Source organism: Variovorax sp. SG517 (assembly GCF_013376045.1).
Classification (GTDB): domain Bacteria; phylum Pseudomonadota; class Gammaproteobacteria; order Burkholderiales; family Burkholderiaceae_C; genus Variovorax.
Genome location: NZ_JABMJG010000012.1, coordinates 1 through 25,057 on the forward strand (window position 1 = coordinate 1; position 25,057 = coordinate 25,057).

Sequence of the window (25,057 nt, forward strand, 5' to 3'; positions counted from 1 at the left end):
TTCGCGGGGTCTCGCCCAAACTCGCTTCGCTCAAACAAGGGCGAGCCCTGATCCGCGAAACGCTGCGCTCCTCGGCGCAGCCAGAGGGGAGGGGAGAAGTACGGGCCTTTGCTTCGCTCGGCCACCAAGGCACGGCAGGCGCTTCGCTCCCGCCGTGCTTGGAATCGATCGTTGGTTGTTGGGGGCGGATTGAATCCGCGCCGAGCAAAGCGAAGGCCAGTCCAGGCTGTTCAAGAAGCCGAGCGAAGCGATGGCACGGGTCGCTCCCTTCTGGCTGCGCCGAGGAGCGCAGACGTAGGAGGGATAAGGGCCGCAGCTGTTTGAGCGAAGCGAGTTCTGCGGACCCCCTCCTACGTCGAGCACCGCAGGTTGCCCGTAGCGAAGCGAAGGGACGCAGACAGTAGGGTCGCCTTTCTTTTGCCTACGTTTCTTTGGCGAAGCAAAGAAAAGTAGGTCGGCTGCCGGGCCGAGACCCGGCCTCGGGAAGCAAACACTCCGCCTACCGAGGCAAAGCCAAAGCAAACGGCAAACTGACAACCCCCAGCAAGGTAGACAAAGTCACCAGCCCCGCCACATAAGGTCCGTTGTACCCCATGCGAGCAGCCAGCACATAAGCACTCGAAGCAGTAGGCACAGCAGAAAACGCCATCAGCACAGCCCCCTGCGCAGCATCCAGCCGAAGCGCCCGAGCCAGCCCCCAGGCCACCAACGGCAGCAACAGATGCCGTATCGCCAGCACAGACACGGCCAGCACCTTCCCCGCCCCGAGGGTGGAAAACTTCATCCCCGCCCCCGCGGCCAGCAGCCCAAGCGCCAGCGAAGCAGCCCCGATCCGCGTCAGCGTGGGAGTTGCCCAGCCGGGCACGCTCAGCCCCAGCACATTGGCCAGCAACCCCGCCACGGTCGCGACGATCAGCGGGTTGCGCACCAGCTGCCGCACGAACCCCGTCTGCGCATGCCGCGTCATCGGCCACACGGCCGCGATGTTGAAGATGGGCACGCACACGCCGATGAGCACGGCGATCAGCAGCAGGCCCTCGGAGCCTGCGAGCCTTTCGGCGAGCGCCAGGCAGATGAAGGAGTTGAAGCGGAACGCGACCTGCGTGCTGGCGGCGTGGTCACGCCGGTCGATGTGCGTGCGCAGGCCCGGTACGAAGGGCAGGGCATAGGCCAGCGCGATGCCGCAGGCTCCGATGCACAGGCCCGCGGTCAGCAGGTTCGACGTGGCGCCGAAGTCGAGCGGGCTGCGCACGATCGAGTGGAACAGCAGTACGGGAAATAGAAAGTAGTAAACGAGACTCTCGACCTGGTCCCACACGCGGCGGTCGAGGGCGGTGTAGCGGCACAGGAGCCAGCCGATGGCGATGAGGGAGAAGTCGGGGAAGAGCAGCTGCGCGTAATTCACCGCTTCGAGGATAAACCCGCTTGACCATGGGTAATCCAGAGCACGGAGACCGCCGGCTAGCCGCTAGCATCCGGGCTTCGTTTTTCGACATCAGCCAAGTCAGATCAATAAGGAGTTTTCGATGCAACGTCGTCAATGGGGCGCGATGGTGGGAGCCGCGGCACTGGTCGCAGTGGCGGGTCAGAGCTTTGCGCAGGGTTATCCCAACAAGCCCGTCGAACTGAGCGTGCCGTTCGCACCGGGCGGCACGACGGACATCGTGGCGCGCGTGATTTCCGATCCGCTGGGCAAGGTGCTGGGCCAGCCGGTGGTGGTGATCAACCGCGCTGGTGGCGGCGGCATCGTGGGCGCGGCCGAAACCGCCCGTGCCACGCCCGACGGCTACAAGCTGGGCATCGCCACGGTGTCGAGCACGGCGGCCAACCCGGCCATCAACCCGAAGACGCCGTACGACCCGATCAACGACTTCACGCCGATCATCAACATCGCGGCCACGCCGAACATCATCGCGGTCAACCCGAGCTTCCCCGCCAAGAACTACGCCGAGTTCGTGGCCGAGCTGAAGAAGAACCCCGGCAAGTACTCGTACGCCTCGTCGGGCACGGGCGGCATCGGCCACCTGCTGATGGAGCTCTACAAGAGCCTGACCAACACCTTCGTCACGCACATCCCCTACCGCGGCGCGGGCCCGGCGCTCAACGACGTGGTGGCCGGCCAGGTGCCGATCATGTTCGACAACATCCCCTCGGCCATGCCCTTCATCCAGAGCGGCCGGCTGATCCCGATCGTGGTGTCGGCGCCGCAGCGCCTGGCCGCGCTGCCCAACGTGCCGACCTTCAAGGAAGTGGGCCTGGAGCCGGTGAACCGCATGGCCTACTACGGCATCCTCGGCCCGAAGGGCCTGCCCAAGGAGGTGGTCGAGAAGATCAGCGCGGGCGTGAAGAAGGCGGTCGAAGAGCCGGCGGTGCGCAAGCGCATCGAGGACACGGGCTCGCTGATCGTGGCGAACACGCCCGACCAGTTCGCCGCGCAGATCAAGGCCGAGTACGACGTGTACAAGCAGGTCGTGAAGAAGCAGAACCTGAAGCTCGACTGAGGATCGCTCCTCGCACCAGGGAAGCCGCCCGCATGCCGGGCGGCTTTTTCTTTTTGCTATCTTGCAAGGCATGAGCACAGAGGCAGCCACGCAGACGACACCCGAGATCGACGATTTCATCGACGCCCTGTGGCTCGAGGACGGGTTGTCGAAGAACACGCTGGCGGCCTACCGCCGCGACCTGGCGCTGTTCGCGCAGTGGCTCGGGGCGCAGCGCAGCGGCACCGCACTCAACGCCGCGAAGGAGACGGACCTGCAGGCCTACATGGGCGCGCGGCTGTCGACCAAGGGCAAGGCCACGTCGGCCAACCGCCGGCTCACGGTGTTCAAGCGCTACTACCGCTGGGCGCTGCGCGAGCGGCGCATCGCGGCCGATCCGAGCATCCGGCTCGTGCCGGCGCGGCAGATGCCGCGGGCCATCAAGACGCTGTCCGAAAAGCAGGTCGACGACTTGCTGGGGGCACCCGACGTCGAGTCGCCACTCGGCCTGCGCGACCGCGCGATGCTGGAGCTGATGTACGCCAGCGGCCTGCGCGTGAGCGAGCTGGTGGCGCTCAAGGTCACCGACATGAGCCTCAACGACGGCGTGCTGCGCGTGCTCGGCAAGGGCAGCAAGGAGCGGCTGGTGCCTTTCGGCGGCGAGGCGCGGCGCTGGATCGAGCGCTACCTGGAAGAGTCGCGCCCGGCCATCCTCGACGGACAGCAGACGCCCGACCTGTTCGTCACCGCGCGCGGCGCCGGCATGACGCGCGTGATGTTCTGGATCATCGTCAAGAAGCACGCCACCGCGGCAGGCATCCACGTGCCGCTGTCGCCGCACACGCTGCGCCATGCCTTCGCCACGCACCTGCTGAACCACGGCGTCGACCTGCGCGCGGTGCAGCTGCTGCTGGGGCATGCGGACATCTCGACGACGACGATCTACACGCACGTGGCGCGCGAGCGCCTGAAGCAGTTGCATGCCACGCACCACCCGCGCGGTTGAGCCTTCGCAGGACTGGCGCATCGGCTGCGCCGGATGGAGCCTGCCGCGCGCGCTGTGGCCGGTGTTTCCGGCCGAAGGCTCGCACCTGGAGCGCTATGCGCAGCGCTTCGACGCGGTCGAGATCGATACCTCGTTCTACCGGCCGCACCGGCGCGAGACCTACGAGCGCTGGGCCGCGAGCACGCCTGAAGGGTTTCGCTTCGCGGTCAAGCTGCCCAAGGCTGTGACACATGAACGCCGGCTGGTCGATGCGATGCCGGCTTTCGAGGCGTTTGCCGCGCAGGTCGAAGGCCTCGGCTGCAAGCTGGGTGCGCTGGTCGTGCAGTTGCCGCCCAGCCTGGCGTTCGATGCAGAAGCGGTGCGCAGCTTCTTCACCGCGCTGCGGCACAGGCACCGCGGCGCGGTGGTGCTGGAGCCGCGCCATCGCAGCTGGTTCGCGCCGCAGGCCGACGGGCTCCTGTTGGACTTCGAAGTGGCCCGCGTGCTCGCGGACCCGGTGCTGTTCGACGAAGCCGCGGCCCCCGGCGGCTGGGCGGGCCTTGTCTATCTGCGGCTGCACGGTTCGCCGCGGCGCTACTGGTCCGCCTACGACGAAGAACTGCTCGCGCGCCTCGCCCGGCGGCTGCAGCGCGCTAAGGAGGAGGGTGCGCAGTGCTGGTGCGTGTTCGACAACACGGCCGGCGGCGAGGCAACGGGCAACGCGCTGACGCTGCAGCGGCTGCTGGAAAATCAACGATCAACAAGAGGAGACGGAACGTGAAATTCAACAGACTCTGCGCAGGCCTTGGGCTCGGCTTTGCAATGGCCGCAGCCGCCGGCCTCGCCGCCGCCCAGGCATTCCCGAGCGCCAAGCCCATCCGCCTGATCGTCGGCTATCCGCCCGGCGGCGGCATCGACTTCGCGGCGCGCACCGTGCAGGTGCCGCTGCAGGAGGCGCTTAAGCAGCAGCTGGTGGTCGACTACAAGCCCGGCGCGAGCGGCATGATCGCGGCCACCGAGCTCACGCGCCAGCCCGCAGACGGCTACACGCTGCTGCTGGCCAACACGGGGCCCTTCGCCATCGCGCCGTACCTGCAGAGCAAGCCACCCTATGACCCGATCAGGCAGTTCACCTACATCGGCCAGATCAGCCAGGGCAGCTACATCGCGGTGACGCGGCCGGACCATCCGGCGAAGAACCTCAAGGAGTTCGTCGCGTGGGCCAAGGGGCAGCCGGGCAAGGTCAACTTCGCCTCGGGCGGCAACGGCACCTCCACGCACCTCAACGGCGAGCTGATGAACCAGGTGACCGGGCTCGACATGACCCACGTGCCGTACAAGGGGAGCGCGCCCGCAGTGCAGGACCTGATCGGCGGGCAGACGCAGATCCTCATCGACGCGGGCAGCGTGCTGCTGCCGCAGGTGAAGGGCGGCAAGCTCAAGGCACTGGCCGTGACCGGCCCGGCGCGCGATCCGCAGCTGCCCGATGTGCTCACGGTGAAGGAGCTGGGGCTGGCGGGCATGGAGTCGGTCGGCTTCCAGGGGCTGGTCGGGCCGGCGAACATGCCCAAGGAAGTCGTCGACCGGCTTTCGAGCGAGCTGGCCAGGGCGCTGGCGCAGCCCGAGATCAAGGCCAAGTTCGCGACGGCGGGCGCCGAGGTGCATTCGCTCGGGCCGGCCGAGTTCGCGGCATTCGTGAAGGCGGACAATGAGAAGTGGTCCAGGCTGATCAAGGAGCGCAAGCTGCAGCTGGACTGACGCCATCCATCAAGCAAGCAGGCAGACGACACGGGCTGCCACACACGACACCATGAATTTCCTCGCTTCCTCGAAGCCCTCGCGCCGCACGGCGACCCGACTCCTCGTCGCCGCCGCGCTGTGCGCCGCATCCGGCGCCTTCGCGCAAACCGTGCCCAAGACCGTGCGCCTCATCGTCGCCTACCCGGCGGGCGGCGTCAGCGACGTGGTCGCGCGTGCGCTGGGTGACCGGCTCGCGGCGCAGATGGGCGTCACGGTGATCGTCGACAACCGCGCGGGCGCGAGCGGCGCCATCGGCATGGACGCCGTCGCCAAGGCCGCGCCCGACGGTGCGACGCTGGGCTTCTCGGCCATCAGCCCGCTGGTGCTGAGCCCGCACCTGGGCAAGCTGCCCTTCGACCCGCTGAAGGACGTGGCGCCCGTGGCCAGCGTGATGTATTCGCCGGTGCTGCTGATCGCCACGCCGGCAAGCAAGGCCAAGGACTTCAAGGCGCTGATCGACGATGCCAAGGCGCATCCGGGCGCGGTGCGCTGGGCCACCTCGGGGCCGGCCTCGCTCGGCCACATCGTGCTGGAGCAGCTGCGCGCCGCGGCCGGCGTCGACATCACGCACGTGCCCTACAAGGGCGGCGGCCAGCAGCTCAACGACGCGATCGGCGGGCAGTTCGAGATTCTTTCCACCAACGCGAGCCCGACGCTCTCCTCGCACATCCAGTCGGGCAAGCTGCGCCCGCTGGCGGTGGGCGCGCCCGCGCGGCTCGACAGCCTGCCGCAAGTTCCCACGCTGGGCGAGCTGGGCTACAAGGCGGCGAACATCAATTCGCTGTTCGGCGTGTTCGCGCCCGCCGCCACGCCGCCGGCGCTGGTCGCGAAGTACAACGCAGAGATCAACAAGGCGCTGGCCACGCCCGAACTGCGCGCCAAGCTGACGGCCACCGACAACGTGCCCACCGGCGGCACGCCGGCCGCGTTCGCGAAGGAAATCGCCAGCGAGTTCGAGAGCAACGGGCGCATCGTCAAGGCGGCGGGCATCAAGGCCGACTGACGCCTTCATGACACCTCCGCTTGTGGGTTGATCTTCCCTACCTTATAGTAGGTAGATGACCAACGCCACAGCCCTGTCCACCGGCAGCACCCGCGAGCAGATCCTCGCGGTGGCGCGGGGCCTGATCGAAACGCGCTCCTACCTGGGCTTCAGCTTCCAGGACGTGGCCGATGCGGTCGGCGTGCGCAAGGCCAGCCTGTACCACCACTTCCCGACCAAGGAGGCGCTGGGTGTCGCGGTGATCCGCGGGGCCACACAAGGCTTCAAGGACTGGGACGCCGCCCGGTCGCGCGAGCCGAAGGACGCGCTCGAATCGTATTTCCGCATGTACCGCAACACGCTCAGGGCCGGCTCGGCGATGTGTCCCGCAGGGGCGATGGCGCCGGGCTGGGGCGTCGTCAACGACGAACTGCGCCTTGCGGTGCAGGAGTTGCGCAACACGCAGGTGACGTGGCTCACCGGCGTGCTGGGCGCGCTGATGCCGCAGCGCAAGACCGGCGCCTCGGTGGCTTCGCTGGCTGCCTACGTCTTTTCCGTATGCCAGGGCGCGCTGCTGTCGGCGCGCATGACGGGCCGCGTCGAAGATTTCGACGACGCCATCGCCCAACTCAGGAGTTCCTTGCCGGGCTGAGGGCCCGGCGCCGTGCAGGCACGCTTCGGCGTGCTTATTTTTCGACCTCGAAGCCTACCGATTGGAAGGTAGTCAAACCTGCTGGAGAGTATTCATGAAAGCCGTCATTTCCGCCTACGCCCGTTCCCCGTTCCATTTCGCGAAGAAAGGCGCGCTCGCCGAAGTGCGCCCCGACACGCTCGCCGCCGGCGTGGTGCGCGGCCTGCTGCAGCGCTCCGACCTCGATCCCGCGCTGCTCGAGGACGTCATCCTCGGCTGCGCCTACCCCGAGGCCTCGCAGGGCAACAACCTGGCGCGCATCGTCGGGCTGCTGGCCGGCCTTCCGCACGAAGTGGGCGGCATGACGGTCAACCGCTTCTGCGGCTCCTCGATGCAGGCGGTGCACATCGCCGCGGCGCAGATCGAGGCGGGCATGGGCGATGCGTTCCTGTGCGTGGGCGTGGAGTCGATGACGATGGTGCCGCAGGGCGGCTTCAACTTCTCGCCGAGCCCGGAACTCAAGGAGCACACCGACGCCTACATCTCGATGGGCGAGACCGCCGAGAACGTGGCGCAGCGCTGGAACGTGAGCCGCGCCGACCAGGAGGCCTTTGCGGTGGAGTCGCACCGCAAGGCGGCCGAGGCGCGCTCTCATGGGCGGCTCGCCGGCGAGATCGTGCCGGTGCGCCTGGCTTCGGGCGACGTGATCGATGCCGACGGCTGCATCCGCCCGACCACCTCCGCCGAGGCACTGGCGAACCTCAAGCCCGCGTTCCGCCCCGACGGCGTGGTGACGGCCGGCACCTCGTCCCCGCTGACCGACGGCGCGGCGGCAGTGCTCGTCACCAGCGACGAATTCGCGGCGAAGCACGGCCTGAAGACGCTGGCGCGCATCCGCTCGTTCGCGACCGTGGGCGTCGACCCGGCGATCATGGGCATCGGCCCGATCCCGGCCACGCGCAAGGCGCTGGCACGCGCAGGCCTGAGCGCGGCCGATCTCGACGTGATCGAGATCAACGAAGCCTTCTCCTCGCAGGCGCTGGCTTGCATCCGCGACCTGGGGCTCGATCCGTCGAAGATCAACCTCGACGGCGGCGGCCTTGCCATCGGCCATCCGCTGGGCGCGACCGGCGCGCGCATCACCGGCAAGGCGGCGTCGCTGCTGGCGCGCGAGAAGGGCCGCTATGCGCTGGCCACGCAGTGCATCGGCGGAGGGCAGGGCATCGCGACGATCCTCGAGCGCGTCTGAACGCAGCGCCGGGCGCGAGAATGACGATCGCCACTGAAGACAAAGGAGACCCCATGGCCAAGCTGTATCTCGAAGACTTGAAGGTCGGCGACCGCTTCCGCAGCGGCGAGCACGCGCTGGATGTGGCGCAGATCAAGGCCTTCGCGCAGCAGTTCGATCCGCAGCCCTTCCACACCGACGAAGAGGCCGCGAAGAACACCTTCTTCGGCGGCCTTGCCGCGAGCGGCTGGCACACGGCCGCCCTCACGATGAAGCTGCTGGTCGAAAGCGGCATCCCGCTGGCCGACGGCATCATCGGCTCGGGCGGCGAGCTGCAATGGCCCCGGCCGACGCGACCCGGCGACGTGCTGCATGTGGAGGGCGAGGTGACCGCGATCGCGCCTTCTCGCTCCAAGCCCGGGCGCGCGATGGTGACGATGCATTGCCAGACGCTCAACCAGCGCGGCGAGGTGCTCCAGGACTTCTCGCCGAAGCTGGTGGTGCACGCCCGCCCGGCCTGAGCCCAGGAAAGCCCCGGGCGCGGCCTCAGGCCTTGTCCTGCGCTTGCGAGAGCTGGCGAAGCTCTTCGGCGCTGAAGCCGGCCCGGCCGCGTGCCTCGAGGTTGAAAGGCGGCTTGTGGCGCGGCGCGTCGTAGCGCGCGACCAGCGCCGGATAGCTGGCCTCCGGGTCGATGCCAGCGCGCTCGCACAGCCAGCGGTACCAGTGGTTGCCGATGGCCACGTGGCCCACTTCGTCGCGCAGGATGATGTCGAGGATCTCCACCGCGCGCAGCGCGTCGGGCGTGTTCACGCGCTTGAGCTTGCCCTGGATGAGCGGCGTGGCGTCGAGCCCGCGCGCTTCCAGCGTGCGCGGCACCAGCGCCATGCGGGCGAGCACGTCGTCCTTCGTCTTCTCGCACATGTTCCACAGGCCGTCGTGGCCGGGGAAGTCGCCATAGCGCCAGCCCATGTCCTGCAGATGCGCATGCAGCAGCGTGAAGTGCTGCGCCTCTTCGTGGGCCACGCGCAGCCAGTCGCGGTAGTAGGCCTCGGGCATGCCGTCGTAGCGCCAGACGGCGTCGAGCGCGAGATTGATGGCGTTGAACTCGATGTGGCAGATCGAATGGATCAGCGCGGCGCGGCCTTCGGTGGTGAAGGGCGAGCGCTTCTGCACGGCCGTGGCGGCCACGCGCAGCGGACGTTCGGGGCGGCCCGGTACGCCCAGATCGTCGCCCGTGGTGCGGATGGCTTCGGTTGCTATGGAATCGGTAGCGCCGTCCAGAGAGATGGCACTGATGGCACGGGTGGCGGCCACCTTTTCATCGGGATCTGTAAGGCGAAGCGCGGCCAGCGCGCTCATTCGGGGGTGCATCCCTACAATTCTAGGTTTTGACCTTGCAGGGACGGGAAACAATGGCGCTCTACGAACTCGACGGTGTGGCACCCCAGGTGGGCGAAGGTGCATGGGTGGCCGACAGCGCGGAGGTGATGGGCAATGTCAGGCTGGCGGACAACGCCAACGTGTGGTTCGGCGCCGTGCTGCGCGGCGACACCGAGACGCTGAGCATCGGGCGCAACAGCAACATCCAGGACCTGTCGGTGCTGCACGCAGACATCGGCTGCCCCCTGACCGTCGGCGACAACGTGACCGTCGGCCACCAGGTGATGCTGCACGGCTGCACCATCGGCGACAACACGCTGATCGGCATCCAGGCCGTGGTCTTGAATAACGCGAAGATCGGCCGCAATTCGATCGTTGGCGCCGGCAGCGTGGTGACCGAGGGCAAGGAGTTCCCCGACAACTCGCTCATCATGGGATCGCCCGCCAAGGTGGTGCGCACTCTCGACGACGAGGCCGCCGCCAAGCTGCGCCAGGGCGCGGAGAACTACGTATCGAATGCCCGCCGCTTTGCCAAAGGGCTGAAGAAGATAGCCTGACCATCCCGGTCGCAGGCACACACACAGAAAGAAGATGTTTTGAGCGAGCTGCACAAATTCCTGTTCGATGGCCTGCCGGTGCGCGGCATGATCGTGCGCCTGACGGACGCGTGGCAGGAGATCCTCGCGCGGCGCGCCTCCAACACCGCCACCGGCGCCTATCCGCAGCCGGTGGTCGAACTGCTCGGCGAGATGACGGCGGCTGCCACGCTGATGCAGGCCAACATCAAGTTCAACGGCGCGCTGATCCTGCAGATCTTCGGCGACGGGCCTGTCAAGGTGGCGGTGGCCGAATCCAAGCCCGACCTGAGCCTTCGCGCCACCGCCAAGGTGATGGGCGAACTGCCCGCCGACGCGCACCTGCCCGACATGGTCAACGTGAACAACAAGGGCCGCTGCGCCATCACGCTCGACCCCAAGGACAAGCTGCCCGGCACCACCCCCTACCAGGGCGTCGTGCCGCTCTTCGGCGACGACGGCGAGAAGCTGGGCAAGCTCAGCGACGTGCTGCAGCACTACATGCTGCAAAGCGAGCAGCTCGACACCACGCTGGTGCTGGCCGCCGACGACAAGGTGGCCGCGGGCCTGCTGATCCAGCGCCTGCCGGTCAGGGGCGAGGGCAACCTCGAAGGCACCTCCGACAAGGACCACGACCAGGCTAACGAAGACCAGATCGGCCGCAACGAGGACTACAACCGCATCTCGATCCTCGCGTCGAGCCTGACGCGCGACGAGCTGCTCACGCTCGACGTCGAGACCATCCTGCGCCGCCTGTTCTGGGAAGAGAAGCTGCTGCGCTTCGAGCCGCAGGCCGGCATGCTCGGCCCGCGCTTCGCATGCACCTGCGGCCGCGAGCGCGTGGCGCAGATGATCCGCGGCCTCGGCGAGCAGGAAGCCGAGAGCATCCTCGCCGAGCGCGGCAACATCGAGGTGGGCTGCGACTTCTGCGGAAAGCAGTACCGCTTCGACGCGGTGGATGCGGCGCAGCTGTTCACGCCGCTGGGCGACCAGATTCCGGGCAGCCCGGTCGTGCAGTAATCAGACGACAGATGCAGGCAGGCGCAACGCCTGCCTGATGCGGCCGAGCCGCCTGCCCCCCGCCGCGGGGGCCTTTCGAGTTCCAGCTTCCCGTTTCCAGGACATCCGCATCGCCCCTGCCTCAGGCATCGGGGCGAGCCGCTGCCGTGGCGCTCAGGGCAAACCCGAGCTTGCCGCGCGCTGCCGCTTGGCACACATTATGCAAATGGATTTGCGAATTTGATTTTCATGCAAATTCAATTGCACCAATTCGGTGAGCTCTTACTCCGGAAGGATTGTCATGAAGAAACTCGTACTCCGACTGCTCGCGGCCGCGGCCGTCGCCACGTCGTTCATCGCCGCTCCCGCCACGGCGGCCGGCCCGCTGCTGGTGGCGGTCGATACCGCATTCGTCCCCTTCGAATTCAAGGAGGGCGACAAGTACGTGGGCTTCGACATCGACCTGTGGGAGGCCGTCGCCAAGGAACTGAAGCTCGAATACAAGCTGCAGCCGATGGACTTCGCGGGCATCCTGCCCGCGCTGCAGACCAAGAACGTCGACGTGGCGCTGGCCGGCATCACCATCAAGGACGAGCGCAAGAAGGTCATCGACTTCTCCGACGGCTACTACGACAGCGGCTTCATCCTCATGGTGCCCACCGCCAGCAAGATCGCCGGCGTGGCCGACCTGAAGGGCAAGACGCTGGCCATCAAGACCGGCACCTCCGCCGCCGACTACGCCAAGGCCAACTTCGCCGGCACCGAGCTGCGCCAGTTCCCGAACATCGACAACGCCTACCTGGAGCTGATGACCGGCCGCGTCGATGCCGCCATGCACGACACGCCCAACGTCCTGTACTACATCGCCACCGCAGGTGCGGGCAAGGCCAAGGCGGTGGGTCCGCAGATGATGGCGCAGCAGTACGGCATCGGCTTTCCCAAGGGCAGCCCGCTGGTGCCGCAGGTGAACGCGGCGCTCGCGAAGATCAAGGCCGACGGCCGCTACGCCACCATCTACCGCAAGTGGTTCAAGGCCGAACCGCCGAAGTCCTGAGCGGCAGCCACGGAGCCATTCATGGATTTCGATTGGTCAGTGATCGCCGGCGCGCTGCCGGCGCTCTTGAAGGGCGCGCAACTGACGGTGCTCATCACCGTGGCGGGTCTTGCCGGAGGCACTCTTCTGGGCGTGCTGTTCGGCCTGATGCGCGCCTACGGGAACAACCTCGTCACGAGCATCGGCTTCGCCTACGTGGGGCTGGTGCGCGGCACGCCCATCGTGGTGCAGGTCATGTTCATCTACTTCGCCTTGCCCGGCCTGCTGGGCGTGCGCGTGGACCCGATGACGGCGGCCATCGCCTCCATCGTCATCAACTCGGGCGCCTACATCGCGGAAATCGTGCGCGGCGCTTTTCTCTCCGTGCCCCGCGGCCTGAGCGAGGCGGGGCTGGCCATGGGCCTGCCGCGCTGGCGGGTGCTGGCGTTCGTCGTCGGCCCGGTCGCGTTCCGGCGCATGACGCCGGCGCTGGGCAACCAGTTCATCGTGAGCCTGAAGGACACCTCGCTCTTCATCGTCATCGGCGTGGGCGAGCTGACGCGCCAGGGGCAGGAAATCATGGCCGCCAACTTCCGCGCCATCGAGATCTGGAGCGCGGTCGCTGCCATCTACCTGCTGCTGATCGGGCTTCTCACGCTCGGCCTGCGGACCGTCGAAAGAAGGATGCGCATCCTGTGAACATCGTCGAATTCAAGAATGTCGAGAAGCGCTTCGGCGCCAACAAGGTTCTCGACCGCGTGAGCCTGCAGATCCGCAAGGGCGAGGTCGTGGTGCTGATCGGCCCCTCGGGCTCGGGCAAGTCGACGCTTTTGCGCTGCATCAACGCGCTGGAGCAGATCGACGGCGGCGACCTGCTGGTGGACGGTCTCAGCGTGCGCGGCGGCAATGCCGTGGCGCGCGAGATCCGCCAGGAGGCCGGCATGGTGTTCCAGCAGTTCAATCTGTTCCCGCAGATGACCGCGCTGGAGAACGTCGCCTTCGGCCCGCGCCAGGTGCGCGGCGCCTCCAAGTCGCAGGCGCAGGCCCAGGCGGCCGAACTGCTTGCCAAGGTGGGGCTCGCCGAGCGCATGAACCACTACCCGAGCGAGCTCTCCGGCGGACAGCAGCAGCGCGTGGCCATCGCGCGTGCGCTGGCCGTGAGGCCCAAGCTGATGCTGTTCGACGAGCCCACTTCCGCACTCGACCCCGAGCTGCGCCAGGAGGTCCTGCGCGTGATGCAGTCGCTCGCGGAGGAGGGCATGACGATGGTGGTCGTGACCCACGAGATGCAGTTCGCCCGCAAGGTCGGGACGCGGCTGATCTTCATGGAGCACGGCCACATCACGGTCGACGGACCGCCGGCGCAGCTGCTGGACAACCCGCCCAACCAGCGCCTGCGCGACTTTCTTCAGCACGTGGAGTGACATGCCGACATTGAATTACCTCGAGGCCGCAGGCTCGCCCTTCGAGACCGGACGAACGCTGGGCCGCTTCGGCGCCGCGGCGATGCAGGACTACGCGCGGCATTCGCCTGCATGGGCATCGGTGATGCACCATCGTGGCACACCCGCCGCGGTGGCGATGTCCGCCTTGGTGCGTTCGCGCTTCCCGCGCATCTGGGACGAACTCCAGGGCCTGGCCGCAGGGCTGGAGCTGCCCTTCGAAGACGTGTTCCTGTGGAACTGCCGCGGCGACTTGTGGGCCATGGCGCCCGACGGCTGCACCACGGTGCAGGAATCGGCCGGCGCGCTGCGCCGCATCACGCACAACGAAGACGGCGACCCGGCCTTCGCCGGCCATTGCGCGATCGCCGGGTGCGTGGTGGAGGGCGGGGCCTCGTTCGCGTCCTTCGTCTATCCGGGATCGCTGCCGGGCCACACCTTCGCGGTGACCGACGGCGGGCTCGCGATGACGGTGAACAACCTTCGATGCCTGAACGTGCGGCCGGGCGTTCCGCGCATGGTGCTCGCGCGGGCGCTGCTCGAAGCCGCCAGCGTGCAGGATGTGCGCACGCTGCTCGAGTCGAACGAGCGCGCGGGCGGCTTTCACCTCACGGTGGCGCACCGAGCGTCGCCGGGGCTCTTCAGCGTGGAGTTCAGCTCCGAAGCATGCTCCATCGTGGAGATCGACGGGCGGCTGCTGCATGCCAACCATGCGCTGCACGCGTCGTTGCGCGACCTGCCGCAGATCGTCACGGGCTCTTCGCGGCATCGGCAGGAGCGCGGCGATGCACTGCTGGCCGGTGAGGGCGTGGCGGTCGATCCGCTGCACCTGCTGGCCGACGGAAGCAACGCGGAGTTCCCGATCCTGCGTGCCAGTCCGGACGACAGCGACGCGGAGAACACGATGGCGACTGCGGACATCCGCTTCGTCGCCGGTGCTTCGCACATCGAGTGGGCGGTGTATGAGCACCCGGCCCGGCCGCCGCGATTCCATATGATCGACGGCCATGCAAGCACCGAAAAAAGCCAGCGTGCCCGCCCAGCCTGATGCCGATGAACCCGCTGACGCCGGCGCGACCGGCGCCTCACCGCCGCGAACCGTAGAGGAGCTGCGCGCGCTGACGGTGAGCCTCGGGCGCGGCGACGCGCTGATCTCGATGGGCGGCAAGGCGCACAGCGTGCTGGCGCGTCTGGTCGAGCGCCCGGAAGAGGTTGCGGTGCGCACCATCACCGAACTGGCCGATTCGCTGGGCGTGAACGCATCGACGCTCACGCGTCTTGCCACTCGGCTGGGCTATGCCGGCTTCGTCGAGTTCCAGACCGTGTTCCGCGACGGGCTGGCGTCCAGGCATCGCCACTTCTACAGCGAGCAGGCCGGCCGGCTGGTGGCGCATGCATCGGAGCGTTCGCAGTCCGAAGGGCCCGGGCAGCGTCCGGAGATCGACACCATGGTGCAGATCGCCCGCGATTCGATTGCCAACACCGAAGGCTTTCTCGCGCAACTGTCGGCCGACGAATTGCAGCAGGCGGCCCGGCTGCTCGCTAACGCGCCACGGGTGCGCGTGCACGGCCTGCGGCAGTTCAGCGCGCTCGCGAGCTTCCTGGCCTACGGGCTGGCGATGGTGCGCGGCGACGTGGCGCTGCTCGATCCGCACGGGCTCGGCGCGGCCGAAGGACTGGCCCAACTGCAGCCCGGCGACCTGGTGGTGGTGACCAGCGTGGAGCCCTACACACGCAGCATCGCGGAGACGGCCGAGGCAGCGGCCAAGGCCGGCATGGTCGTGATCGCCATCACCGACCATCGCGCCTCGCCGCTCGCGGCCTTCGCGAAGCATTCCTTCTTCGTGCCGCATGGCAGCACCTTCTTCAGCAATTCGATGGGCGCCTACGTGATCTTCTGCGAGGGCCTGCTGAACCTGGTCGCGACCGGCCTGGGCAAGAAGGCGCTGGAAGCGCTCGAGCGGCGCGAGCGCTTCATTGCCGACCTGGGCATCGAGTAGGTCCGGCCGCGCGCGGCCTCATTCGCGGTCGTCGAAGCCGCCGAACGCGATGTCCGGCGCGCTCGTGTTGTGCTTCGACGGCAGGCTGCGCCCGAAGCGCAGTTGCGTGCCCTGCAGGCTCTTCACCTCCGGCAGCGGCAGCACCTGCTGCGCCGCCTGGGGCGATGCCTGCCAGCGCACCTCGCTCACGTCAGCGTTGTCGGGCGTGACGTACATCGAGCGCAGCACCGCGAAGGGCTGGGCGCTCGCGGTGGGCTTCGACAGCGTGACGTCGAGTGCGGTGCGCACGCGGCTGATCTCGTCGACCTTCACCGCGGCGCTGCCGCCATCGGTGAAGCGCACATGGATGGCCAGCGGCCGGGGCACGATGCGGATCGACGCGATGTTCACCACCGGCCGCGCGGCGGCCTCGACCGGGCCGAGCAGGAAGGACGAGCCGTACACCCCGTCGCCGAAGCGCGCCTCGGGCAGCGGCTTGATGCGCCAGTAGCCGTCCGACGGATAGAGCACGATGGCTTCGAGCGGCTTGCCGTTCTCCTTCTTGAACACCTGCAGCAGGTGGAAGCCGCGGTCCTTGCGCTTGCCCACCTGCACGGGCACGCGCTGCGGGCGCCAGAAGCTCGGCAGCGTCATGCCGACGACGCGCCACTGGGCGTTGTCCATCAGCACCACGGTGCGCTTGCGGAAGCGGTAGGCCGGGTCGGTGGGGTGCTCGCCGCCGTCGAAGTTGCAGCCGGAGAAGTCGGGCGCGGTGACGTCGTTGCCGATCTTGTCGAGGTAGTCGGGCTGCAGCGCCTCGATGCGCATGCGGCGGATGCCTTCGCCGCGCAGGGTCAGCGAGACGTTGTCCTCCTCGGCGCAGGCGGTGGTGGTGGTGCCGTTCTCGACGGTGGCTGCGACGGGGGCTGCGTGGGCCGGGCCGGTGGCCGGCAGAAGCAGTGCGGCGGCAGGAAGAAGCGCGATGCGCGCGAGGGTCGAAAGGGGCATCGGGTCTCCGGGTAAGGGGAGGGAAGGCGAGGCGCGTTACTCGCGGCGCGCGATGAGATCGCTGAAGAGCTTATGTTCGCATTCCGGGTCGGAGCATTTCTCGCAAGGCCACGACCAGGAGGCGGGTTTCGCGTCGGACTTGACGCGCGTGCGCGGCCGGCCCTCGTTGCCCGCGATGGAGACGATCGCGTTCCAGGCGTTGGCCAGCCGCTCGGCGCCGCCGCCGTGCACCACGGCGTACGAGACCTTCGCGCGTGCGAGCGCGGCGCGCACCAGCGTGTCGGTCGGCTGCTGCGCGTGTGGGCCGTCGCGCATGTCGTCCGCCACCCAGGGCAGGTCGAGCGCGGTCAGCAGCGTGATGGCGTAGCCGCGCTGGGCGGCCAGGGCGGCTTCGTAGAGTGACGTGTCGGCGAATAGCTGTTCGCTGTAGACGGCCGTCATGAGCGCGGTGGTGTCGGCCACCACCACGCCGGTGGCTGCGGCGGCTGCGATACGGCGCGTCTGTTCGTCGGCGATGGCCTGCTGCTCGTCGGGGCGCGGCGTGCGGTTCTCGCGTTCGCACCATTCGCGCAGGTATTCGCTCACCAAGGCGGTCGGCACGCCGCGGTCCTGCAGGCGCTGCGCGATGGCGCGGGCCAGCTCGGTCTTGCCGGTGCTTTCGGCACCCACGAGGGCAATGACGCAGCCGGTCGGCAGCACGGGTGTCATGCGCGCGCAGCCTCGACTGCGGTGGAGGGCGGCATGCGCTGGCGCCAGGCAAGGTAGCCGGCCACGCTGAGCACGGCGAACACCGCGTACAGCCCCACCGTGAGCCACAGGCCCTTGTGGATGAAGAGGCCCACGCTCACCACGTTCACCGCCAGCCAGATCAGCCAGTTCTCGATGAACTTGCGCCCCAGCAGGAACTGCCCGACCAGGCTCAGGCCGGTGGCGAAACCGTCCCACCAAGGCACGTCGGTGTCGGTGAAGCGGCGCAGGAAGAGGGCGACCGCAGGCCATGCCACTGCGCAGGCCAGCAGCGTGAGCGCGACGCCGCGCGACGAAAGCCGGCTGACGCGCAGAGCGCTGCCGTCGGCGCGATGGCCGCGCAGCCACTGCGCCCATCCCCAGAGGGCGACGAGCGCGAAGAAGACCTGCAGCGAGGCGTCGCCGTAGATGCGCGCTTTGGCAAACACCGCCACGTAGAGCACAGAGCTGACGATGGCCAGCGGCCATCCCCAGTGGATCTCGCGCATGTTGCAGCCCACCATGGCGAGTGCCAGCGTCGACGCGACGAGTTCGAGCCAGCTGACAGGAGAGCCCCAGAGCAGGAATGCGGGGGCCGAGAGAAGCTCGGTCATCAGCAGGCGGAAAGATGAAGAAGGGTCAGTGCGCGATTTGTACGAACACTTCGTTCGGTTTCACCATGCCGAGCTCGGCGCGCGCCCGTTCCTCGACCATCTCGAGGCCGTCCTTGAGGTCGTTGACCTCGGAGCTCAGGCGCTCGTTGTTCAGCGCGGCCTTGGCGTTGGCTTCCTTCTGGTCGGCCAGCTTGGTGCGCAACTGGGCCACGTCGCGCACGCTGCCGCGCCCGTTCCACAGCTGCCACTGCAGGATGGCCAGCAGGAGCAGCAGGACGATCGGAGGAACGAGGCGGGCGCGCATGCCGCGTGGCGTCCGGGCGTTACTTCAGGTTGTAGAACGCGCCGCGGCCGGGGTAGACGGCGATGTCGCCGAGGTCTTCTTCGATGCGCAGCAGCTGGTTGTACTTGGCGATGCGGTCCGAGCGCGAAAGCGAGCCGGTCTTGATCTGGCCGGCGTTGGTGCCCACGGCGATGTCGGCGATGGTGCTGTCTTCCGTCTCTCCCGAGCGGTGCGAGATGACGGCGGTGTAGCCCGCGCGCTTGGCCATTTCGATGGCGGCGAAGGTCTCGGTCAGCGTGCCGATCTGGTTGATCTTGATCAGGATCGAGTTGGCAATGCCTTTGTCGATGCCTTCCTGCAGGATCTTGGTGTTGGTGACGAACAGGTCGTCGCCCACCAGCTGCACGCGCTTGCCCAGGCGTTCGGTCAGGTGCTTCCAGCCGTCCCAGTCGCCTTCGTGCATGCCGTCTTCGATGCTGATGATCGGGTACTTGTCGACCCAGGTCGCGAGCATGTCGGTCCAGCTTTCGGCCGTGAGCGAGAGGTTCTCGCCCGAGAGCACGTACTTGCCGTCCTTGTAGAACTCGCTGGCCGCGCAATCGAGGCCCAGGGCGATCTGCTCGCCTGCCGTGTAGCCGGCCTTGTCGATGGCTTCCAGGATCAGCTGGATGGCAGCCTCATGGCTCTCCACGCTGGGAGCGAAGCCGCCTTCGTCGCCCACCGCCGTGCTGATGCCGCGGTCGCCCAGGATCTTCTTCAGTGCATGGAACACCTCGGCGCCGTAGCGCACGGCCTCGCGGAAGCTCTTGGCGCCCACGGGGATGATCATGAATTCCTGCAGGTCGAGGCTGTTGTTGGCGTGCGCGCCGCCGTTGATGACGTTCATCATCGGCACCGGCAGCTGCATGCCGCCCATGCCGCCGAAGTAGCGGTACAGCGGCAGGCCCGACTCTTCGGCCGCGGCGCGGGCCACGGCCATCGAGACGGCGAGGGTGGCGTTGGCGCCCAGGCGGCCCTTGTTGTCGGTGCCGTCGAGGTCGATCATCGTGCGATCGAGGAAGGCCTGTTCGCTGGCGTCCAGGCCGAGCACGGCTTCCGAGATCTCGGTGTTGATGTTCTCGACGGCCTTCAGCACGCCCTTGCCGAGATAGCGGCTCTTGTCGCCGTCGCGCAGCTCGATGGCTTCGCGCGAACCGGTCGACGCGCCCGAGGGCACGGCCGCGCGGCCCATGGTGCCCGACTCGAGCAGCACGTCGCATTCGACGGTGGGGTTGCCTCGGCTGTCGAGAATTTCGCGGCCGACGATGTCAACGATTGCACTCATCTTCTGTCTTTCTCTTTCTGGTCTCTTTGGGCGGATGAATAGATGGGAAAACGGATCGGACGGCTCAGAGGCCCTCGACGGCGATCATGTTCATGATCGCGGCGCCGGCACGCGCCTCGCGCGCCTTGAGGTACTCGGGCGTCTCGTAGAAGGCCTTGGCCTTCTCGAAGCTGGGGAACTTGAGGATCACGATGCGCGTGGGCTTCCAGTCGCCTTCCAGCGGCTGCACCTGGCCGCCGCGCACGCACACCTCGGCGCCATGCGCCTGCATGGCGACGGTGGACCACTTCTTGTATTCCTCGTACTGCGTCGGGTTCGTGACCTCGACATGCGCGATGACGTAGCCGCTGCTCATGCGACGGCCTTCAGGGTCTTGTTGGTGCTGCCCGAACCCTTTTCCTTGTGCTCGAGCGCAGCCTTGATGAAGGCGTTGAAGAGCGGGTGGCCGCCCCACGGGGTCGACTTGAACTCGGGATGGAACTGCACGCCCATGAACCAGGGGTGCACGTCCTGCGGCAGCTCGACGATCTCGGTCAGGTGCTCGCGCTGCGTGAGCGCGGAGATCACGAGGCCGGCGCTGCGCAGCTGGTCGAGGTAGTTGACGTTGGCTTCGTAGCGGTGGCGGTGGCGCTCGGTGACCACGTCGCCGTAGATGCTGTGGGCCAGCGTGCCCGGAGCCACGTCGGAGCTCTGCGCGCCCAGGCGCATGGTGCCGCCAAGGTCGGACTTCTCGTCGCGCGTCTTCACGGTGCCGTCGGCGTCCTTCCACTCGGTGATCAGGGCGATCACGGGGGTGGGCGTCTCGGGGTCGAACTCGGTGCTGTTGGCGTTCTTCAGGCCAGCCACGTGGCGGGCGTATTCGATGGTGGCCACCTGCATGCCCAGGCAGATGCCGAGGTAGGGCACCTTGCTTTCGCGGGCGAAGCGGGCGGCCGAGATCTTGCCTTCCACGCCGCGCTGGCCGAAGCCGCCCGGCACCAGGATGGCGTCGTACTTGGCCAGGCGAGACACGTCCTGCGCGGAGATGGTCTCGGAGTCGATGTAGTCGATCTTCACGCGGGCATGGTTCTTCATGCCGGCATGGCGCAGCGCCTCGTTGAGCGACTTGTAGCTGTCCGACAGGTCGACGTACTTGCCGACCATGGCAATCGACACTTCCTTCTGCGGATGCTCGACCTCGTAGACCAGGTCGTCCCAGCGCTGCAGCTTGGCGGGCGGGGTGTTGATGCGCAGCTTGTCGCAGATCAGGCCGTCGAGGCCCTGCTCGTGCAGCATGCGGGGCACCTTGTAGATGGTGTCCACGTCCCACATCGAGATCACGCCCCATTCGGGCACGTTCGAGAACAGCGAGATCTTGGCGCGCTCGTCGTCGGGGATGCGGCGGTCGGCGCGGCACAGCAGGGCGTCGGCCTGGATGCCGATCTCGCGCAGCTTCTGCGCGGTGTGCTGCGTGGGCTTGGTCTTGAGCTCGCCGGCGGCGGCGATCCAGGGCACGTAGCTCAGGTGCACGAAGGCCGAGTTGTTCGGGCCCATGCGCAGGCTCATCTGGCGCACGGCCTCCAGGAAGGGCAGCGACTCGATGTCGCCCACGGTGCCGCCGATCTCGACGATGGCCACGTCCACCTCGTGCGCCGTGCCGATGCCGGCGCCGCGCTTGATGTATTCCTGGATCTCGTTGGTGATGTGCGGGATCACCTGCACCGTCTTGCCGAGGTAGTCGCCACGGCGCTCTTTTTCGAGCACGGTCTTGTAGATCTGGCCGGTCGTGAAGTTGTTGGCCTTGCGCATCCGCGTGTCGATGAAGCGCTCGTAGTGGCCGAGGTCGAGGTCGGTCTCTGCGCCGTCATCGGTGACGAACACTTCACCATGCTGGAAGGGCGACATCGTGCCGGGGTCGACATTGATGTACGGATCGAGCTTGATGAGGGTGACTTGGAGGCCGCGCGATTCGAGGATCGCGGCGAGCGAGGCGGAGGCGATTCCCTTGCCAAGGGAAGAAACGACACCACCGGTGACGAAGACAAATTTGGTCATGCCAGTTCCGGACGCTGTGAATCCGGGCAGTGGGAAATTGCGATTATAGGTGTGCCCTTCGCGACACCTCCCGCCAAGGGCTTGTTGCCTTGGGGCCGATGGCATGTGAGCAACAATACAGCCCATGCAAGACCTCGCCGGCAAACACATCGTCCTGGGCCTCACCGGAGGCATCGCCTGCTACAAGTCGGCCGAGCTGTGCCGGCTGTTCGTGAAGGCGGGCGCGACCGTCCAGGTGGTCATGACCGAGGCGGCCGAGCAGTTCATCACGCCCGTGACCATGCAGGCGCTCTCGGGGCGTACCGTCTATACCTCGCAGTGGGACACCCGCGAGCCCAACAACATGCCGCACATCAACCTGAGCCGCGAGGCCGACGCGATCGTGCTGGCGCCCTGCAGCGCCGACTTCATCGCCCGGCTGGTGCAGGGCCGCTCCGACGACCTGCTGAGCCTGATGTGCCTGGCCCGCCCGATGGACCGCGTTCCGCTGCTGATCGCCCCGGCCATGAACCGCGAGATGTGGGTTCATCCCGCCACGCAGCGCAACCTGATGCAGGTGGCCGCCGACGGCGCGACCGTGCTGGGCGTGGGTAACGGTTGGCAGGCCTGCGGCGAGACCGGCGACGGCCGCATGCTGGAGCCGGCACAGCTGCTGGAAGACATCACCGCCTTCTTCAGCCCCAAGCTGCTGGCGGGGCAGAAGGTGCTGGTCACGGCCGGCCCGACCTTCGAGGCGCTGGACCCGATACGCGGCATCACCAACCATTCGTCCGGCAAGATGGGCTTCGCCATCGCCCGGGCTGCCCGCGAGGCGGGCGCCGAGGTCACGTTGGTGGCCGGCCCGGTGCACCTGCCCACCCCGCGCGGCGTGACGCGCGTCGACGTGCTCTCGGCGCAGGACATGCTCGAAGCCACCACGCGCGCTGCGCAGAGTGCTAGCATTTTTGTAGCTACGGCGGCTGTTGCCGACTGGCGCCCGGCCACACAGAGCGATCAGAAGATCAAGAAGGACGGCAGCGGCAGGACGCCGGTGCTCCACTTCACCGAAAACACCGACATCCTCCTTTCCGTCGCGAAGAGCGAGCGGGCGCAGTCGAAGAAGCTCTTCTGCGTGGGCTTCGCCGCCGAGAGCGAGAACCTTGCCGAACACGCCAAGGCCAAGCGCGAGCGCAAGGGCATCCCGCTGCTGGTGGGCAATATCGGCCCGCTGACCTTCGGGCAGGACGACAACGCGCTGCTGCTGGTCGATGCCAACGGCGTGCGCGAACTGCCGCGCGCACCCAAGCTCACGCTGGCGCGCGAGCTCATGACCGAGATCGCAGCGAGGCTTCCCGACTGGAGGGTCTGATGATGAACCCCGAATGGAACACGCCGCCTAACGGCGATTTCGCCCGCTATGTCGAGCGGCTGGCCGCGCAGGCGGCGCTGCCGAAGCGGGCCGCTTCGCCTGGCGAGCACGGCCTCGACGTCGGCATGACGCCGACCGCGGGCCCGCACCAGGGGCAGGGCCCCGTCACGGCCGCGATGCAGCGCGCCGAGCTGCCGCCCGGCGAGGTGCCGAGAAAGCAGCCGGGCTCGTTCGACCCGGCGCTGCTCAAGGTGCTCGGCATCTTCGGCGCGCTGGCATTCCTGGTGCTCTGGGCGGCGGGCGTGCCCTTCGGCGTGCTGATCGTCCTGGCGGCGCTGGCCGCCTGGTTCGGCAAGAAACTGAAGGGCGTGAAGTTCACCCCCGGCGTCGCCAAGTGGCAGCAGGTGCTCGAAGAGGCGGCCCGAAAACAAAGAGAACAGCAACAGAAACAAGGCAACAACTAAGTGAAAGTCGACGTTCGCATCCTCGATCCGCGCATGGTGGATCAACTGCCCGCATACGCCACCCCCGGAAGCGCGGGCCTCGACCTGAGAGCCTGCCTCGACGCCCCCATCACGCTGGAGCCCAACGGCTGGCAGCTGGTGGGCACCGGCATCGCCATCCACCTGGCCGACCCGGCCTATGCGGCGCTCATCCTTCCGCGCTCGGGGCTGGGCCACAAGCACGGTATCGTGCTGGGCAACCTCGTCGGCCTGATCGACAGCGACTACCAGGGCGAGCTGAAGATCAGCGCCTGGAACCGCAGCGACACGCCCTTCGTGCTGAACCCGATGGAGCGGCTGGCGCAACTGGTGATCGTGCCCGTGGTGCAGGCGCAGTTTCGTGTGGTCACGGAATTTGCACCTACGCAACGCGGCGAGGGCGGATACGGCTCCACCGGCAAACATTGAGCGAATCCTGAAGATCGGCTGAGTTTCCGGGCGGTAAAGAGCGGAACCGGCCCGGGCCTTGCGGCCTCGAAGGTTTCAGTGTGTGAACGGCGTCATCGCGGCCGATGCTGCGGCGTTAGTCAGGCACACGCAGGGTGCATGCATTCATCATCCTTGCATCGTTCTTTCCGAGGAGCCTCCAACATGAAGATCTCAATGCGCTTTGTTTCCGTCACCGCTTCCGTGCTGGCCGTGGCCACGCTCACGGCGTGCGTGGCACCGGCGCCCGTCTACCAGACCTCGCGCTATCCCTACCAGGCGCCTCCGCAGGCCATTCCCTATCAGGAAGCTTCCTACGTCGAGTACGGCCACGTGGCCAACATCGAGGTGCTGCGCAGCGAAACCGCCGGCACCGGCACCACGGGTGGCGGTGCCGTCGCCGGTGGCGTCATCGGCGGCGTGGTGGGCAACCAGTTCGGCCGAGGCAATGGCCGCGCCGCGGCGACCGCGCTGGGCATCGTGGGCGGCGCCCTGCTGGGCAACACCATCGAGGCGCAGCAGAACGGTCCGCGCGTCTACGAGATGTACCGGGTGTCGGTGCAGACCGACCGCGGCGGCTACCGCGCCTTCGACGTGCAGAGCCCCGGCGACCTGCGCATCGGCGACCGCGTGCGCATCGACAACGGCCAGATCTCGCGGATGTAAGCGAACCCCCGCTCGTCGGGGAACGAAAAAGCCGGGCATGCCCGGCTTTTTCATGGGTGGCGCATGCCGCCGTCAGTGCAGCGTCTCGTTGCCAGGCGCCATCGGCGCGACCTTGAAGAAGCCCGTGCCTGCCGTGCCGCGGCCGATTTCCTCTTCGGTGGCCTCGCGCACCGAGCGCACCGTGATGTCGAGCCGGATCGCGATGCCGGCCAGCGGATGGTTGCCGTCGAGCACGAGGTGGTCGGGATAGATCTCGGCCACGGTGTAGATCGTGTCCTTCGGAATGTCGGCATTCACGCCCTTGGGCAGGGCGGAGCCGTCGAAGGTCATGCCCTCTTCCGTGCCTTCGGGGAAGAGCGAGCGCGGCTCCAGGAAGAGCAACTGGTCGTTGAAGTCGCCGAAGCCTTGTTCCGGCTCGATCTGCAGTTGCACCCGGGCGCCGGGTTCATGGCCCTGCAGGGCCGCTTCGATCACGTCGAAGAGATCGTCGCCGCCGACCAGGAATTCGACCGGCTCGTCGAGCACGTCAAGCACGTCGCCGAGCGTGTCTTTCATCGTCCAGGTCAGGCCGACCACGCATTGTTCAGAGATTTCCATTGCAGAATTCTCCC

The 25,057-nt window shown here is 67.5% G+C and carries 29 protein-coding genes; 19 read left to right on the top strand and 10 right to left on the bottom strand.

The features are described from left to right. Nucleotides 1-499: 499 nt before the first annotated feature. The gene (locus FHT32_RS29750) at nt 500-1,405 is read right to left on the bottom strand and encodes an AEC family transporter (RefSeq protein ID WP_371132281.1); all 906 of its coding nucleotides are present in this window, start codon (nt 1,403-1,405) and stop codon (nt 500-502) included. A 121-nt stretch (nt 1,406-1,526) separates the two neighbouring features. Between FHT32_RS29750 and FHT32_RS29755 the strand changes: the two genes are divergently transcribed. From FHT32_RS29755 to FHT32_RS29790, 8 genes are all read left to right on the top strand, one after another. After that, nucleotides 1,527-2,501, top strand: coding sequence for a tripartite tricarboxylate transporter substrate binding protein BugE (locus FHT32_RS29755; protein WP_176668161.1), 975 nt, complete (start codon nt 1,527-1,529; stop codon nt 2,499-2,501). 70 nt (nt 2,502-2,571) lie between these two features. After that, a complete protein-coding gene (gene xerD, locus FHT32_RS29760) occupies nt 2,572-3,486 on the top strand; it encodes a site-specific tyrosine recombinase XerD (RefSeq protein WP_176668162.1) in 915 nt (304 codons plus the stop codon). Further along, nucleotides 3,461-4,246: a DUF72 domain-containing protein gene (locus FHT32_RS29765; RefSeq protein WP_176668163.1), complete on the top strand. Its 786-nt coding sequence runs from the start codon at nt 3,461-3,463 to the stop codon at nt 4,244-4,246. The genes xerD and FHT32_RS29765 overlap by 26 nt, the downstream gene beginning before the upstream one ends. Further along, nucleotides 4,243-5,223, top strand: a complete 981-nt coding sequence (locus tag FHT32_RS29770) for a Bug family tripartite tricarboxylate transporter substrate binding protein (protein ID WP_371132283.1) — start codon at nt 4,243-4,245, stop codon at nt 5,221-5,223. Before FHT32_RS29765 ends, FHT32_RS29770 begins: the two co-directional genes overlap by 4 nt. Nucleotides 5,224-5,275: 52 nt before the next feature. Continuing rightward, entirely contained in the window at nt 5,276-6,268 is a 993-nt protein-coding gene (locus FHT32_RS29775) for a tripartite tricarboxylate transporter substrate binding protein (protein ID WP_176668164.1), read from the top strand. A gap of 55 nt (nt 6,269-6,323) precedes the next feature. Further along, nucleotides 6,324-6,899, top strand: a complete 576-nt coding sequence (locus tag FHT32_RS29780; protein ID WP_176668165.1) for a TetR/AcrR family transcriptional regulator — start codon at nt 6,324-6,326, stop codon at nt 6,897-6,899. Nucleotides 6,900-6,993: 94 nt separating this feature from the next. After that, the gene (locus tag FHT32_RS29785; protein ID WP_176668166.1) at nt 6,994-8,127 is read left to right on the top strand and encodes a thiolase family protein; all 1,134 of its coding nucleotides are present in this window, start codon (nt 6,994-6,996) and stop codon (nt 8,125-8,127) included. A 53-nt stretch (nt 8,128-8,180) separates the two neighbouring features. Next, nucleotides 8,181-8,627, top strand: coding sequence for a MaoC family dehydratase (locus FHT32_RS29790; RefSeq protein WP_176668167.1), 447 nt, complete (start codon nt 8,181-8,183; stop codon nt 8,625-8,627). A gap of 25 nt (nt 8,628-8,652) precedes the next feature. Here the strand turns inward: FHT32_RS29790 and FHT32_RS29795 are convergent, their stop codons facing one another. Then, nucleotides 8,653-9,477, bottom strand: a complete 825-nt coding sequence (locus FHT32_RS29795; protein ID WP_176668168.1) for a ferritin-like domain-containing protein — start codon at nt 9,475-9,477, stop codon at nt 8,653-8,655. A 41-nt stretch (nt 9,478-9,518) separates the two neighbouring features. On the opposite strand from FHT32_RS29795, the gene FHT32_RS29800 reads away from it, so the two are divergent. From FHT32_RS29800 to FHT32_RS29830, 7 genes are all read left to right on the top strand, one after another. After that, a complete protein-coding gene (locus tag FHT32_RS29800; RefSeq protein WP_176668169.1) occupies nt 9,519-10,043 on the top strand; it encodes a gamma carbonic anhydrase family protein in 525 nt (174 codons plus the stop codon). A gap of 39 nt (nt 10,044-10,082) precedes the next feature. Then, nucleotides 10,083-11,081 (top strand): Hsp33 family molecular chaperone HslO, encoded by a 999-nt coding sequence (locus FHT32_RS29805; protein ID WP_176668170.1) that lies wholly within the window; start codon nt 10,083-10,085, stop codon nt 11,079-11,081. A 280-nt stretch (nt 11,082-11,361) separates the two neighbouring features. Further along, the gene (gene glnH / locus FHT32_RS29810) at nt 11,362-12,114 is read left to right on the top strand and encodes a glutamine ABC transporter substrate-binding protein GlnH (RefSeq protein ID WP_176668171.1); all 753 of its coding nucleotides are present in this window, start codon (nt 11,362-11,364) and stop codon (nt 12,112-12,114) included. A gap of 21 nt (nt 12,115-12,135) precedes the next feature. Then, on the top strand, nt 12,136-12,792 hold the full coding sequence (glnP, locus tag FHT32_RS29815) for a glutamine ABC transporter permease GlnP (protein WP_176668172.1): 657 nt from the start codon (nt 12,136-12,138) through the stop codon (nt 12,790-12,792). Further along, a complete protein-coding gene (gene glnQ, locus FHT32_RS29820; protein WP_371132285.1) occupies nt 12,789-13,517 on the top strand; it encodes a glutamine ABC transporter ATP-binding protein GlnQ in 729 nt (242 codons plus the stop codon). Before glnP ends, glnQ begins: the two co-directional genes overlap by 4 nt. A 1-nt stretch (nt 13,518) precedes the next feature. Continuing rightward, entirely contained in the window at nt 13,519-14,583 is a 1,065-nt protein-coding gene (locus tag FHT32_RS29825; RefSeq protein ID WP_176668173.1) for a C45 family peptidase, read from the top strand. Further along, entirely contained in the window at nt 14,543-15,535 is a 993-nt protein-coding gene (locus FHT32_RS29830) for a MurR/RpiR family transcriptional regulator (protein ID WP_176668174.1), read from the top strand. The genes FHT32_RS29825 and FHT32_RS29830 overlap by 41 nt, the downstream gene beginning before the upstream one ends. A gap of 18 nt (nt 15,536-15,553) precedes the next feature. Here the strand turns inward: FHT32_RS29830 and FHT32_RS29835 are convergent, their stop codons facing one another. From FHT32_RS29835 to FHT32_RS29865, 7 genes are all read right to left on the bottom strand, one after another. Next, nucleotides 15,554-16,522, bottom strand: coding sequence for a hypothetical protein (locus FHT32_RS29835; protein WP_176668175.1), 969 nt, complete (start codon nt 16,520-16,522; stop codon nt 15,554-15,556). A gap of 36 nt (nt 16,523-16,558) precedes the next feature. Beyond that, nucleotides 16,559-17,230, bottom strand: coding sequence for an AAA family ATPase (locus FHT32_RS29840; RefSeq protein WP_176668176.1), 672 nt, complete (start codon nt 17,228-17,230; stop codon nt 16,559-16,561). Next, entirely contained in the window at nt 17,227-17,862 is a 636-nt protein-coding gene (gene pnuC / locus FHT32_RS29845; protein ID WP_176668177.1) for a nicotinamide riboside transporter PnuC, read from the bottom strand. The genes FHT32_RS29840 and pnuC overlap by 4 nt, the downstream gene beginning before the upstream one ends. Nucleotides 17,863-17,887: 25 nt before the next feature. After that, complete coding sequence (ftsB, locus tag FHT32_RS29850; protein ID WP_093203189.1) at nt 17,888-18,166, bottom strand: cell division protein FtsB; 279 nt, start codon at nt 18,164-18,166, stop codon at nt 17,888-17,890. Nucleotides 18,167-18,185: 19 nt separating this feature from the next. Then, complete coding sequence (gene eno, locus FHT32_RS29855; RefSeq protein ID WP_125951808.1) at nt 18,186-19,469, bottom strand: phosphopyruvate hydratase; 1,284 nt, start codon at nt 19,467-19,469, stop codon at nt 18,186-18,188. A 64-nt stretch (nt 19,470-19,533) separates the two neighbouring features. Continuing rightward, nucleotides 19,534-19,824: a DUF1330 domain-containing protein gene (locus FHT32_RS29860; protein ID WP_176668178.1), complete on the bottom strand. Its 291-nt coding sequence runs from the start codon at nt 19,822-19,824 to the stop codon at nt 19,534-19,536. Further along, a complete protein-coding gene (locus FHT32_RS29865) occupies nt 19,821-21,503 on the bottom strand; it encodes a CTP synthase (protein ID WP_176668179.1) in 1,683 nt (560 codons plus the stop codon). The genes FHT32_RS29860 and FHT32_RS29865 overlap by 4 nt, the downstream gene beginning before the upstream one ends. A 124-nt stretch (nt 21,504-21,627) precedes the next feature. Here FHT32_RS29865 and coaBC point away from each other — a divergent pair, with 124 nt between their 5' ends. The 4 genes from coaBC to FHT32_RS29885 all read left to right on the top strand — a co-directional run bounded on the left by coaBC (nt 21,628) and on the right by FHT32_RS29885 (nt 24,446). Continuing rightward, on the top strand, nt 21,628-22,851 hold the full coding sequence (coaBC, locus tag FHT32_RS29870) for a bifunctional phosphopantothenoylcysteine decarboxylase/phosphopantothenate--cysteine ligase CoaBC (RefSeq protein ID WP_176668180.1): 1,224 nt from the start codon (nt 21,628-21,630) through the stop codon (nt 22,849-22,851). Next, a complete protein-coding gene (locus tag FHT32_RS29875) occupies nt 22,851-23,315 on the top strand; it encodes a hypothetical protein (RefSeq protein ID WP_256099217.1) in 465 nt (154 codons plus the stop codon). Before coaBC ends, FHT32_RS29875 begins: the two co-directional genes overlap by 1 nt. Continuing rightward, nucleotides 23,316-23,762, top strand: coding sequence for a dUTP diphosphatase (dut, locus tag FHT32_RS29880; RefSeq protein ID WP_019655978.1), 447 nt, complete (start codon nt 23,316-23,318; stop codon nt 23,760-23,762). It abuts the gene before it with no gap. A 183-nt stretch (nt 23,763-23,945) separates the two neighbouring features. Further along, nucleotides 23,946-24,446, top strand: a complete 501-nt coding sequence (locus tag FHT32_RS29885) for a glycine zipper 2TM domain-containing protein (protein WP_126021744.1) — start codon at nt 23,946-23,948, stop codon at nt 24,444-24,446. 72 nt (nt 24,447-24,518) lie between these two features. Here FHT32_RS29885 and FHT32_RS29890 read toward each other — a convergent pair whose 3' ends face one another. Further along, on the bottom strand, nt 24,519-25,043 hold the full coding sequence (locus tag FHT32_RS29890; RefSeq protein ID WP_176668181.1) for a peptidylprolyl isomerase: 525 nt from the start codon (nt 25,041-25,043) through the stop codon (nt 24,519-24,521). Nucleotides 25,044-25,057: the final 14 nt, after the last annotated feature.

Coding starts and splice junctions, on each gene's coding strand:
- FHT32_RS29755 (WP_176668161.1), top strand. CDS start 1,527: ATGCAACGTCGTCAATGGGGCGCGATGGTGGGAGCCGCGGCACTGGTC.
- xerD (WP_176668162.1), top strand. CDS start 2,572: ATGAGCACAGAGGCAGCCACGCAGACGACACCCGAGATCGACGATTTC.
- FHT32_RS29765 (WP_176668163.1), top strand. CDS start 3,461: ATGCCACGCACCACCCGCGCGGTTGAGCCTTCGCAGGACTGGCGCATC.
- FHT32_RS29775 (WP_176668164.1), top strand. CDS start 5,276: ATGAATTTCCTCGCTTCCTCGAAGCCCTCGCGCCGCACGGCGACCCGA.
- FHT32_RS29780 (WP_176668165.1), top strand. CDS start 6,324: ATGACCAACGCCACAGCCCTGTCCACCGGCAGCACCCGCGAGCAGATC.
- FHT32_RS29785 (WP_176668166.1), top strand. CDS start 6,994: ATGAAAGCCGTCATTTCCGCCTACGCCCGTTCCCCGTTCCATTTCGCG.
- FHT32_RS29790 (WP_176668167.1), top strand. CDS start 8,181: ATGGCCAAGCTGTATCTCGAAGACTTGAAGGTCGGCGACCGCTTCCGC.
- FHT32_RS29795 (WP_176668168.1), bottom strand. CDS start 9,477: ATGCACCCCCGAATGAGCGCGCTGGCCGCGCTTCGCCTTACAGATCCC.
- FHT32_RS29800 (WP_176668169.1), top strand. CDS start 9,519: ATGGCGCTCTACGAACTCGACGGTGTGGCACCCCAGGTGGGCGAAGGT.
- glnH (WP_176668171.1), top strand. CDS start 11,362: ATGAAGAAACTCGTACTCCGACTGCTCGCGGCCGCGGCCGTCGCCACG.
- glnP (WP_176668172.1), top strand. CDS start 12,136: ATGGATTTCGATTGGTCAGTGATCGCCGGCGCGCTGCCGGCGCTCTTG.
- FHT32_RS29825 (WP_176668173.1), top strand. CDS start 13,519: ATGCCGACATTGAATTACCTCGAGGCCGCAGGCTCGCCCTTCGAGACC.
- FHT32_RS29830 (WP_176668174.1), top strand. CDS start 14,543: ATGCAAGCACCGAAAAAAGCCAGCGTGCCCGCCCAGCCTGATGCCGAT.
- FHT32_RS29835 (WP_176668175.1), bottom strand. CDS start 16,522: ATGCCCCTTTCGACCCTCGCGCGCATCGCGCTTCTTCCTGCCGCCGCA.
- FHT32_RS29840 (WP_176668176.1), bottom strand. CDS start 17,230: ATGACACCCGTGCTGCCGACCGGCTGCGTCATTGCCCTCGTGGGTGCC.
- pnuC (WP_176668177.1), bottom strand. CDS start 17,862: ATGACCGAGCTTCTCTCGGCCCCCGCATTCCTGCTCTGGGGCTCTCCT.
- ftsB (WP_093203189.1), bottom strand. CDS start 18,166: ATGCGCGCCCGCCTCGTTCCTCCGATCGTCCTGCTGCTCCTGCTGGCC.
- eno (WP_125951808.1), bottom strand. CDS start 19,469: ATGAGTGCAATCGTTGACATCGTCGGCCGCGAAATTCTCGACAGCCGA.
- FHT32_RS29860 (WP_176668178.1), bottom strand. CDS start 19,824: ATGAGCAGCGGCTACGTCATCGCGCATGTCGAGGTCACGAACCCGACG.
- FHT32_RS29865 (WP_176668179.1), bottom strand. CDS start 21,503: ATGACCAAATTTGTCTTCGTCACCGGTGGTGTCGTTTCTTCCCTTGGC.
- coaBC (WP_176668180.1), top strand. CDS start 21,628: ATGCAAGACCTCGCCGGCAAACACATCGTCCTGGGCCTCACCGGAGGC.
- FHT32_RS29875 (WP_256099217.1), top strand. CDS start 22,851: ATGATGAACCCCGAATGGAACACGCCGCCTAACGGCGATTTCGCCCGC.
- FHT32_RS29885 (WP_126021744.1), top strand. CDS start 23,946: ATGAAGATCTCAATGCGCTTTGTTTCCGTCACCGCTTCCGTGCTGGCC.
- FHT32_RS29890 (WP_176668181.1), bottom strand. CDS start 25,043: ATGGAAATCTCTGAACAATGCGTGGTCGGCCTGACCTGGACGATGAAA.